The following is an 11113-nucleotide window of genomic DNA, read 5'->3' on the forward strand; positions in this document are numbered from 1 at the left end:
ACGTTGCGTGCGGGTCCCGCTTGCGTGCTGCTACCAGCAAAGATGCGGCACGGCGGCCTGCGCGCTCAGCCCCTCCTCGGCGAGGCGGCGGCGCACCAGCGCCTCGTCCGGGGCCTCGACAGGGCCGAAATCGGCGCCATGGATGCCGCCGGTGATGAACAGCACGTCGATCTCGTTGGCGACCGCACCGCGGATGTCCGTCGGCAGCCCGTCGCCGACGGCAAGGATCTGCTCGCGCGCCACCTTCTCGCCGGCGATCCTGGCGACCCGCGCCACCGCCTCCTCGTAGATCGGCGCATGCGGCTTGCCGAGGATGGTGACGGTGCCGCCGATGTCCTCATAGAGCCGGGCGAGCGCGCCGGCGCACCACACCAGGCGGGTGCCCCGCTCCACCACGATGTCCGGATTGGCGCACAGGAACGGCAGGCCGCGCGCCGCCAGCCGCTCCATCTGGTCGCGGTAGTCTTCCGGCGTCTCGTTCTCGTCGTCGTGAAACCCGGTGCAGACCACCTGCCCGGCCTCGTCCTCGTCGACCAGACGGATGTCGAGGCCCTCGAACAGGGTCAGGTCGCGCGCCGGACCGATATGGAAGACGGGCCGGTCGCGCGTCGCCGCCAGCAGGTGACGGGTGACATCGCCGGAGGTCACCACGTCGTCGAACACGTCGAGCGGCACGCCGAGCGCTTCCAACTGCGTCAGCACGGAACCGGTCGGTCGCGGCGCATTGGTGATCAGCACGACGATCCCGCCGGTCTCGCTGCGGAAACGGGCCAGCGCTTCGCAGGCGGCCGGAAACGCCGCAACGCCGTTGTGGAGAACGCCCCACACGTCGCACAGGACGGCGCGGTAGGACGGTGCGAGGGCGGAAAGCCCGGAAACGAGAAGCGGCGCGGGCTGGGTCATCGAGGCCTCTTTCGGCGGGCGGACTGGGAGCGCGAGGGCGCGCGGGCGGACCATAGATGATCCCCGACGACAAGGACAAGACGCCAGCAGCACGGGCGGGCGCTGACGGCGCCGCGCCGCGGCGCCGGAGGACGGATTGCCGCAGTCTCCGGCGCGTGCGCTTAAGACATTGTTCAACATGTTCTGGTCACTCTCGAGTAGAGACTTGGTCACATCTGAATATTGAAATTAGAGAAAGTATCTGTCTCCCGCTCCCGCTTCGCGTCGACCGGTCTCGTCGAGAGGTCAAGGATGAAGACGATAAGAGCACGCATGATGCTGGTGACGATTGCGCTGGCATTGCTTGGCGCGGTGTCCGCTGTCGCCATCTCGCAATGGGTGGCCGGGAGCTTGACGGACACGGCCTTGCAGCGGGAGGTGGCGGGCGCCAAGCGGCAGCTACTGGCGCAGATCGAGGCGGAAAGCCGCCAGGCCCTGCTGCTGGCCAAGGTGGTTGCGGGGCAGGCCTCGGTACAGCAGCGCTTCGCCGCCGGCGACCGCGAGGGGCTGGCGAACGAGTTTGTCCCGGCCTTCGAGGAGTTGAAGGCGCAGTTCGGCATTCGCCAGTTCCAGTTCCACCTGCCGCCCGCGACCTCCTTCCTGCGGGTTCACAAGCCGGAGGAGTTCGGCGACGATCTCGCGTCCTTCCGTGCCACGGTGGTGGAGACCAATGCCCAAGTCAGGGACATTTCCGGCCTGGAGCAGGGCGTTGCCGGCATCGGCAACCGCGGCGTCGTGCCCATCCGCGTCGATGGCCAGCACAAGGGCTCGGTCGAATTCGGTCTCGAATTGCATGAGATGTTCGTCGCCGATTTCACGGCGAAGACCGGCTATCCGCTGGCGGTCCTGCGGCTCGGCGCCAGGGGCGGCGACACGCTGGAAGTGATCGGCAATCGTCTGCCGGCCGACATGGATCCGCTGGCTCTTGCCGCGCAGGCCGCGGGCGGCGGCCTCGTCTCGGCTTCCGGCGATTTCTATGTCGACAAGATCGATGTCGCCGACTTTTCGGGGTATCCCGTTGCCGTCGCGGTGATCGCGGTGGACCGCACCGCCTATGCGACGATTGCCGGACGGGCGCGGGCGGCCGGCATCGGCGTCGGTCTGCTGCTGCTGGCAATTGCCGCCGGTGCAGTCGTTTACGCCGTGCGTTCGATCTGCAATCCGCTGCGCACGGTCGCCGACCAGATCATGGAACTGGCCGCCGGTAAGACCGGCTTCGAGGCCGTTGGGCGCGAGCGCTCGGACGAGATCGGCGACATCGCCCGCGCCATTGAGGTGTGCCGGGACAACCGCATCGAGCAGGATCGGCTGGAGCGCGCCCAGCATGGCGACCGGGAGGCGCGCGATGCGCGTCAGCGGCAGGTCGACGCGCTGATCAGCGGGTTCCAGGCCACCGCCCGGGACGTGCTGGCGGCCGTCGATCACGCCAATGCGAGCCTGGAGGCGACCGCGCGCACGCTGGAGGCGGTGGCCGCCTCCAGCGCCGAGCAGGCGGAAGGCGCAGCCTCGGCCTCGAGCGAGGCCTCCGGCAATGTGCAGTCCGTTGCGGGCGCGGCCGAGGAACTTTCCTCCTCGATCCACGAGATCTCGGAACAGGTGGAGCGGACCACGACGGTGGTCACCCGCGCGACCGACAGAACGCGGGCAACCAACGAGAAGGTCTCCGGCCTTGCAGCCTCCGCCGCCAAGATCGGCGAGGTAGTGACCTTGATCCAGGCGATCGCCGAGCAGACCAACCTGCTGGCGCTCAACGCCACGATCGAGGCCGCGCGCGCCGGCGAGGCGGGCAAGGGCTTTGCCGTCGTCGCGGGGGAGGTGAAGCAACTCGCCGACCAGACCTCGCGTGCCACCGGCGAGATCTCGGCCCAGATCGCGGCCATCCAGGCGGCGACCTCCGAAACGGCGAAGGCCATCGCCGAGATCGCCAACACCATGGACGACGTCAACGATCACACCAGCGCCATCGCCGCGGCGGTGGTTGAGCAGGGGGCGGCGACGAGCGAGATCAGTTCCAACATCCAGTTGGCTGCCACCCGCACCCGCTCCGTGGTCGACAGCATCGGCGAACTCGACACGGCGGTGGAGGAGACCAACCGCTCGGCGCAGCAGGTGCTGGGGGCGACCGGCGAGGCGGCGCGTCATACGGCGCGCTTCCGCGAGGAGATCGAGCGGTTCCTCAAGAGCGTTGCCGCCGCCTGAACGCTGCGCTGCCTCACCTTACGGCTGACATCGAGAGGAGCGCCCCGGGGCGCTCCTTTCCCGTTTCGCGGCAGGGTTGCCGGGGTGGCTGGTCCCGCGAGGCTAAACGGGCGATGCTGGCGCCGGGAGACGGGGCGATTCGCAGGTGAAGGTCCGGGAATGACGATCCGGCAATTGAGCGACCACGCGATCAACCAGATCGCGGCGGGCGAAGTGATCGAGCGGCCGGCCAGCGTGGTCAAGGAACTGGTCGAGAACGCGCTGGATGCGGGCGCCGCGCGCATCTGCGTGGCGACGGCGACCGGCGGCAAGACCTTGATCCGCGTCGATGACGACGGCTGCGGCATTCCCGCGGACCAGTTGGCGCTGGCGGTCGAGCGGCATTGCACCTCCAAGCTCTCCGAGGACGACCTGTTCGACATCCGCAGCCTGGGCTTTCGCGGCGAGGCGCTGCCCTCCATCGGCGCGATCGCGCGCCTTGCCATGACCTCGCGTCATGCGTCGGACGCCCATGCCTGGGCCATCCGGGTCGAGGGCGGGCGTAAGGACGGTCCGTCCCCGGCCAGCCATGCGGGGGGGACCCAGGTGGAGGTACGCGACCTGTTCTTCGCCACCCCCGCGCGACTCAAGTTCCTGAAGTCGGACCGGGCGGAAGGCGCGGCGGTCACCGACGTGGTCCGCCGGCTGGCGCTCGCCAACCCGTCGGTGCGCTTCGAACTGTCGGGAAGCGACCGGCAGGCGACGACCTTTGCCGCGGCCAGCGGCGAGCGGGCGCTGGAAGCCCGCATCGCCCAGGTGATGGGCACCGATTTCGTGGAGAATGCCCGGCCGGTGGATGCGGTGCGCGAGGGCGTGCGGCTGCACGGGCTTGCCGGCCTGCCGACCTTCCACAAGGCCAATTCGCTGTCCCAGTTCTTTTTCGTCAACGGCCGGCCGGTGCGCGACAAGCTGCTGATGGCGGCGCTGCGCGGCGCTTATGCCGATGTGCTCGCCCGCGACCGGCATCCGGTCACCGTGCTGTTCCTCGAACTCGACCCGCGCCAGGTCGACGTCAACGTTCACCCCGCCAAGGCCGACGTGCGCTTCCGCGACGCGCAACTGGTGCGCGGACTGATCGTCGGCGCCCTGCGCCAGGTCTTTGCGGAGGCCGGCCATCTCGCCTCCTCGCACACCGCAAGGTCAGCGATGGCGTCCTTCTCGACAGGCTTTGCGGCCGGCCCGTCCGCCGGCCTACGCCCCGCCTCGGGCGGCACGTATGGCTACCAGCGCTCAGCAACGTCGCCGGCGCCAGCCTCAACCGACTGGCGCGCCTCGCCCTTTCGCCCGCTCGACGATGGGGAGGCAGACGATGGCGGGGCGCCGGTCATATCCGGCTTCGGCGAGGCGACGCAGGCGGGCTTCGAGACGCTGGACATGCCGTCCGCCGATGCCCGCGCCCATGCCCATGCCAGCGAAGCGACGGAGGAGCGCCAGTCCCGCCCGCTCGGTGCGGCGCGGGCGCAAGTCCATGCCACCTACATCATCTCCCAGACCGAGGACGGTCTCGTCATCGTCGACCAGCACGCCGCGCATGAGCGGCTGGTCTACGAGCGGCTGAAGGCAGCGCTTGCCGAGCGCGGCGTCGCCCGGCAGGGGTTGCTGATCCCGGAGATCGTCGAATTGCCGCAGGAGGATGTGGCGCGGCTGGCGGAGCGGGCCGAGGAGCTGGAAGCCGTCGGCCTGGTGCTGGAGCCGTTCGGACCCGGCGCGATTGCGGTGCGCGAGACGCCGGCCATGCTCGGCCAGATCGATATTCGCGGCCTGGTCACGGACCTTGCCGACGATCTCGCCGAATGGGACAGCTCCACCCGCCTGCGCGAACGGCTCGACCATGTCGCTGCGACCATGGCCTGCCACGGGTCGGTGCGCGCCGGGCGGCGCCTGCGGCCGGAGGAAATGGACGCCCTCTTGCGCGAGATGGAGGCAACGCCCAATTCCGGCCAGTGCAACCATGGTCGCCCGACCTGGATCTCGCTGAAGCTCTCCGACATCGAGCGGCTGTTCGGCCGCAAATAGCGCAGGGAAGAGGGCGCGGCGCGGCGTTTTCTCAGCCGCTCGCGCGCCTGTAATGCGCCCGTCATACGCCCGTCATGCGCCCGTGCCATTTGCGTGCAAGGGAGCGCCCGTGCGGGCTCCATCCGTCCTGGAGCCGATCGCGCATGAAACTGTTCGTCTGGGCGGCGGCCGTGGTGATGATCCTGCTCGGTCTTGCGACCGTCTGGACACCGATCCCCACCGGCGTGCCGCTCATCGCCGGCGGGCTGATCCTGATCCTTGGCAGCAGCCGCCAGGCGACGCGCTGGCTGCGCACCCGCCGTCGCCGGCTGCTGCGGCTCGATGAGGCCTTCATCCGGCTGGAGGAAAAGGCGCCGAAGGGCCTGACGGCGGCACTGCGCCGCACCCGCCCGCGCCGCAAGGAGCCGTCCCAACCCGGGTCTTGACGGCGCTACACCCGGCGGAAGAGGACGAACTGGCTGTCGCCGACGGTGCGGCGGTCCAGCTCTTCCAGCCCGTCGATGGGGGTGATCTCGGTCTTGGCGTCTTCTTCCAGCACCACCAGCGCGCCCGGCGCCAGCCAGCCGCCGGCAAGGCAGGCGGCGAGCGCCTGCTCGCCCAGCCCCTTGCGATAGGGCGGGTCGGCGAAGACGAGGTCGAAGGGCGCGATGGTGCCGACCGGGCCGATGCGCGTTGCGTCGCGGCGAAAGATCTTGGTTGCCCCGGTCAGGCCGAGCGCCTCGACATTGGCGCGGATCGCCGCACGCGCGGCGCTCGCCTCCTCGACGAAGAGGCAGTGGCGGGCGCCGCGGCTCAGCGCCTCCAGCCCCAGCGCACCGCTGCCGGCGAACAGGTCCAGCACGCGCGTCTCCTGCAGCGCCTCGCCATGGCCATGGGCCAGCACGTTGAACAGGGTCTCGCGCAGCCGGTCGCTGGTCGGGCGCGTCGCGTCACCGCGCGGTGCCTCGATCGGCGAGCCCCGGAAGCGTCCGGCGACAATCCTCACGGGCGCTTGCCCCCACCAGGACCCTTACCGCCGGGACCCCTGCCTCCAGGCCCCCTGCCTCCAGGACCCTTGCCGCCGGGGCCTTTGCCCGCCGGACGGCTGCTGCCCGGGCGGCCTCCGCCGGGACGGTCTCCCCGTGGCCGGTCTTCGCGCGACCGGTCTTCGCGCGACCGGTCTCCGCCGGGCTTGCCGCCGAAGGGACGGTCGCCTCTCGGGCGATCGTCGCGCGGCCTGTCAGTTCCGGGTCTGTCAGTTCTGGGCCTGTCAGTTCTAGGCCTGTCGCCGAAGGGTCGCTCGCCCCTTGGGCGATCCTCGCGGGGCCGATCGTCCCTCGGCCTGTCCTCGCGCGACCTGTCCTCGCGCGGGCCGGAACGGCGCGGGCGGTCGTCGCCTGAACGGGCCGCGAAGGGCTTGCGCTCGGCCCTGTCCCCGAAGGGTTTCCTGTCTCCGAAGGACTTGCCGCCGCCAGCCTTGCCGCCAAATGCCTTTCCGCCGCCCGGCTTGCCGCGGCCCGCGCCGCGCGGCGCGTCGTCGGACACGGGGGCGGTGTCGACCACCAGCGAGCCGTCCTCGTCCCAGATCCGCCGGCGGGCGCCGCTCGCCTGGCTGTCGCCCTTGGGCGCGCGGGGCATCGTCTCCGGCGTGAAGCGGAAGCGCGAGCGCGGCGAGATATAGGCCGAAGATTCTGCCTCGTCCCGCGACGGCTTTGCCCGGCTCTCGTCCTTGCGCCGGCTGCGCGACGGCTTCTCGCGCGCCTCGCGGCCCTCGCGGGCACTGAGGTAACGGTCCTCGGTTCTAGCGGCTCCGGGCTTGCCAGAGATGGGCTTGCCGGCCGCGGGCTTGCCGCGCTGCGGGCCGGCACCGGGAGCGGACTTGCGGGCCGGCTTGGCATCGTCGCCGTCGGCCTCGCCGCCCGGCGTCAGCAGCGGGGCCTCGAAGTCGGTATTGGCCTCGGCGGCCAGCCGTTCGCCGAGCTGGTCGCGCAGCACCCGCCCACGGATTTCGCGCACCTCGCCCTCGGGCAGTTCGGCAAGCTGGAACGGGCCGAAGGAGATGCGGATCAGCCGGTTCACGGCAAGGCCGAGATGCTCCAGCACCTTCTTGATTTCGCGGTTCTTGCCCTCGCGCAGGGCGATCGTCATCCAGACGTTATCGCCCTGCTCCTTGTCGATTTGCGCCTCGATGGCGCCATAGAGCACGCCGTCGATCTCGATACCGTCGGCCAGCTTGTCGAGCCGGTCCTGGGTGATCTGGCCATAGGCGCGCACGCGGTAGCGGCGCAGCCAGCCGGTGGCCGGCAGTTCCAGCACCCGCGACAGGCCGCCGTCATTGGTCAGCAACAGCAGGCCTTCGGTGTTGATGTCGAGACGCCCGACGGTCAGCACCCGCGGCAGGGTCTTGGGCAATCGCTCGAACACGGTCGGCCGGCCTTCCGGATCGGAATTGGTCGTCACTAGGCCGCGCGGCTTGTGGTAGAGCCAGAGGCGGGTGCGCTCGCGCTCCGGCAGCGGCTCGCCGTCCACGGTGATGCGATCGGCGTCGGTCACGGTGACGGCCGGCGAGGTCAGCACCGTGCCGTTGACGGCAACGCGCCCGGCGACCACCCAGCTCTCGGCCGTGCGGCGCGAGCACAGGCCGGCACGGGCGATCACCTTGGCGACGCGCTCGGCATCCTCGGTGCGCGCGGCCAGCGGAGCGGCGCCCGGCGGCGGGGTCTTGTCGCGCTTCGGCGCGCCCTTGCGATCAGCGAAGCTCTTCTTGCTACCGAAGCTCTTCTTGCCGCCAGAGCTCTTCTTGTCTGAGAAGGGCTTGCCACTGCTCCGCTTGTCCGCACCCGGCCGGTCGCCGGCGGGCTTTGCGCCGAAGCTCTTGCGCGGAGCGCGTGCCTCGGCACCGTCCGTTGAACGATGTGCGCCGTCAGTGCCGCGCGCTGCGCGGGGCTTGCCGTTGCCGGGGCGTCCGCTGCCGGATTTCCCCGGCGCGGGGGCGCGGCGCGGGGGCCGCGAGGGTCGATTGTCTTCGGTCATGGTGCCGCGTCATACCAGAGCGGCAGGGCTGCGGGAAGCGCGCTTTTTCAGCGCCGCTCCCTGCGTTTTGCGCAAGGGGCAGGAGGAGGGCCGAGTTGGCGATTCCAAACGGTGCTCCGGGGCTGTAGGGTCGCGGCCATGACAGGGAACGACAGGCCTGCCGCGGGTGGCAGCTTCATGGATCTGGCGCTGGCCGAGGCACGGGCGGCGGCGGCGCGGGGCGAGGTGCCGGTCGGCGCCGTGCTGGTGCGCGGCGGCGAGGTTCTGGCCGCCGACGGCAACCGCACGCTGGAGCTGAGCGACCCCACCGCCCATGCGGAAATCCTGGTGATGCGGCGTGCCGCCGCCGCGCTCGGCAGCCAGCGGCTGCCCGACTGCGATCTCTACGTCACGCTCGAACCCTGCCCGATGTGCGCGGCGGCGATTTCCTTCGCCCGCATCCGCCGGCTCTATTTCGGCGCACAGGACCCCAAGGGCGGCGCGGTGGAGAACGGCGTGCGCTTCTATTCCCAGGCCACCTGCCACCATGCGCCGGAGGTCTATTCCGGGCTTGCCGAGCGCGACGCGGCGGAGCTTTTGCGCAGCTTTTTCAAGGCACGGCGCGACTGAAAGACACCGGCGGGCGGCAGGCACGAGGGGCCGCGTCGCCGGACAGCGTCACCAAACACGGAGGGAGAGAACATGATTGCGGTGATCTTCGAGCTTTGGCCGAAGGAGGGCCACACGGGCGCCTATCTCGACATCGCGGCGGGGTTGAAGCCGCTGCTCGCCGAAGAGGACGGGTTCATTTCGGTGGAGCGGTTCGAGAGCCTGACCGAGCCCGGCAAGCTGCTCTCCCTCTCGTTCTGGCGCGATGAGGAGGCCCTGTCGAAATGGCGGCACGAGGCGCGCCACCGCATGGCGCAGGCGGCCGGCCGCAAGATCCATTTCGCCGATTATCGCCTGCGCGTGGCCGCCGTCATCCGCGACTACGGCATGAGCGCGCGTGACGAGGCGCCGGAAGACAGCATCGCCCTGCACGGGTGAGGCGGCGCCCCCCTCAGCGCTCCGGCAATACCAGAACGGTCTGCTCCGCTGGGAGCGCCGCGCGGCTGGCCACATAGAGCGGGCTCTCAGACATCTCGACGCGGAAGCCTTCGCTCGCCATGCGGGCGACGAAGGTTTCCTGCGAGCCGTAGGTATAGGCATGCATCGGGATAACGATGCGCGGCGAAACGGCGCCGATCACCTCCACCAGGCTGTCGAGCCTGAGCGTCGAGGCGTTGTCGACCGGGGCGAAGACGATGTCGATCGTGCCGAGCCGGGCAAGGTCCTCGGGTGTCAGCCGGTGGTGCAGATGGCCGAGATGGGCGATGCACAGGTCCGCCACCTCGAAGACGAAGATCGAGTTGCCGAGCAGGCGCGTCTGGCCGTCCCAGCCGCGGATATTGGTCTGCAGGTTGCGGATGCGCACGTCCTCGACGGTGAGGTCGTGGTCCATCGGCCCGCCGTCCGGGTTCCAGCCGAGCAGCACATGCTCGATCGCCGGATCCGGATTGAGGGTGAAATGGGTGGAATGGGCACCGTTCATGGTGACGACGCGCGGCAGCCGCGCGGGCCGGTGCACGTTGTTGTAGTCGGTGGCGATGCGCACGCCCTTCGGCGTCTCGATCTCGAACGTGGCGTGTCCGACAAAGGTGATGCCGACCTGGTCCATCGCCAGTGCTGCCTGCCGCACCAGAGGTGGGGGAGCGGTGATCCAGCCGTCGGCGAGCAACTGGCAGGAGGCGGCGGCCTGTCCGCCGGCAAGGGCGAAGGTGCCGACAAGCCCGGCAAGCCCGGCAAGCGCAGATCGCGCCATCGTCCGCAGCGGGCGGAGGGGGGCGGAGAAGGTCGTCAGGTCCATCGCAAGGCTCCCTGCTGGCGTGCCGCAAGGTTAGGATAGCGCCCTGGCCGCTCGCTTCAAGGTATCGCGCGCCCGGCCTCGAAGGCCTCGATGGCGGCGGCCACCTGCCGCTTGACCGTTTCCCGCATCGGCTCGGCCGCCTCCAGGATGGTGCCGGTCTTCATGAAGTCGAGCACGCGGAAGCCGGAAATGTCCGGCTTCACCAGCACGTCCGGCTGGCGGTTCTTCAGCTTTTCCTGAACGATCGACTGCATCAGGATCTGCGTCGCGCCGAACACCGCATCGCCCGCCCCCGGCAGGTTGCGGCCCTTGCGCGGGATCGGCGAGCCGACCACGTCGCTGGCGACGACGATGTCCATGTCGGGCGGCAGCGCATCGAAGGGCAGGGGGTTGACGAGACCGCCGTCGACCATGATGCGCCCTTCGACCGTGACCGGCTTGAACAGCGCCGGGATGGCAATGGAGGCGGCAACGGCATGGTGCAGCGAGCCCTGCTGCAGCCGCACCTCCCGGCACAGGTAGAAGTCGGTGGCGATCAGGGTGAGCGGCGTCTGCAACTCTTCGAAGCTTGCCGGAATGTGCTGGCCGACGAACTGTTCCAGCACCTTGAGCGCGTTGAACTGCATGATGCCGGGATTGCCGAACAGGTCGCCGAGCCGGCGCGGGCGCAGCTTCCACAACCGGGCGAGTACGGCATTGCGGTCGGCGAAGGTCGCCTGCGAGATCTCGCGCAGCGCCGCGCCGTCGAAGCCGGCGGCGAAGGCCGCTCCGAAGATCGCGCCGATGGAGGTGCCGGCGATCGCCGCGGGGCGAATGCCGAGGTCGTCGAAGGCCTCCATCACCGGGACATGAGCCATGCCGCGCGCCCCGCCGCCGCCGAGTGCCAGTCCGATCCGTACCGTGGTCATGACGTCTCCTGTGTGGGGCATTCCCCGTCCCGATGGTTTCGCGCCCGCCGGCGCGGGTCAAGCCGGCGAAGGCGCACAGGCTGCCGCCCGCATCCGTTCGGTTTCGCTTAAC

General features: G+C 70.0%; 10 protein-coding genes. 5 read left to right on the forward strand and 5 right to left on the reverse strand.

The genetic code is table 11. The features are described from left to right. Positions 1-30: 30 nt before the first annotated feature. Positions 31-903 carry a TIGR01459 family HAD-type hydrolase gene (locus P2PM1_RS23320; protein ID WP_186386992.1) on the reverse strand — a complete coding sequence of 291 codons (873 nt, stop codon included), beginning with the start codon at positions 901-903 and terminating at the stop codon, positions 31-33. 291 nt (positions 904-1194) lie between these two features. Here P2PM1_RS23320 and P2PM1_RS23325 point away from each other — a divergent pair, with 291 nt between their 5' ends. From P2PM1_RS23325 to P2PM1_RS23335, 3 genes are all read left to right on the forward strand, one after another. Continuing rightward, entirely contained in the window at positions 1195-3141 is a 1947-nt protein-coding gene (locus P2PM1_RS23325; protein ID WP_186400730.1) for a methyl-accepting chemotaxis protein, read from the forward strand. Positions 3142-3300: 159 nt separating this feature from the next. Next, the gene (gene mutL, locus P2PM1_RS23330; protein WP_186400731.1) at positions 3301-5196 is read left to right on the forward strand and encodes a DNA mismatch repair endonuclease MutL; all 1896 of its coding nucleotides are present in this window, start codon (positions 3301-3303) and stop codon (positions 5194-5196) included. A 143-nt stretch (positions 5197-5339) separates the two neighbouring features. After that, positions 5340-5621 (forward strand): hypothetical protein, encoded by a 282-nt coding sequence (locus P2PM1_RS23335; RefSeq protein ID WP_186397219.1) that lies wholly within the window; start codon positions 5340-5342, stop codon positions 5619-5621. A 5-nt stretch (positions 5622-5626) separates the two neighbouring features. On the opposite strand, the gene rsmD is transcribed toward P2PM1_RS23335, so the two are convergent. After that, positions 5627-6181 (reverse strand): 16S rRNA (guanine(966)-N(2))-methyltransferase RsmD, encoded by a 555-nt coding sequence (gene rsmD / locus P2PM1_RS23340; protein WP_186386988.1) that lies wholly within the window; start codon positions 6179-6181, stop codon positions 5627-5629. Then, the gene (locus P2PM1_RS23345) at positions 6178-8208 is read right to left on the reverse strand and encodes a pseudouridine synthase (RefSeq protein ID WP_186400732.1); all 2031 of its coding nucleotides are present in this window, start codon (positions 8206-8208) and stop codon (positions 6178-6180) included. The genes rsmD and P2PM1_RS23345 overlap by 4 nt, the downstream gene beginning before the upstream one ends. A gap of 138 nt (positions 8209-8346) precedes the next feature. Between P2PM1_RS23345 and P2PM1_RS23350 the strand changes: the two genes are divergently transcribed. Further along, positions 8347-8817, forward strand: a complete 471-nt coding sequence (locus P2PM1_RS23350) for a nucleoside deaminase (RefSeq protein WP_186386986.1) — start codon at positions 8347-8349, stop codon at positions 8815-8817. A 72-nt stretch (positions 8818-8889) separates the two neighbouring features. After that, positions 8890-9234 carry an antibiotic biosynthesis monooxygenase gene (locus tag P2PM1_RS23355; RefSeq protein WP_186400733.1) on the forward strand — a complete coding sequence of 115 codons (345 nt, stop codon included), beginning with the start codon at positions 8890-8892 and terminating at the stop codon, positions 9232-9234. Positions 9235-9247: 13 nt separating this feature from the next. On the opposite strand, the gene P2PM1_RS23360 is transcribed toward P2PM1_RS23355, so the two are convergent. Next, a complete protein-coding gene (locus P2PM1_RS23360; RefSeq protein ID WP_208985397.1) occupies positions 9248-10093 on the reverse strand; it encodes an MBL fold metallo-hydrolase in 846 nt (281 codons plus the stop codon). A gap of 56 nt (positions 10094-10149) precedes the next feature. After that, positions 10150-11001: a patatin-like phospholipase family protein gene (locus P2PM1_RS23365; RefSeq protein ID WP_186400734.1), complete on the reverse strand. Its 852-nt coding sequence runs from the start codon at positions 10999-11001 to the stop codon at positions 10150-10152. Between the last annotated feature and the right edge of the window lie 112 nt (positions 11002-11113).

The organism is Stappia sp. P2PMeth1 (genome assembly GCF_900185735.1).
Classification (GTDB): domain Bacteria; phylum Pseudomonadota; class Alphaproteobacteria; order Rhizobiales; family Stappiaceae; genus Stappia.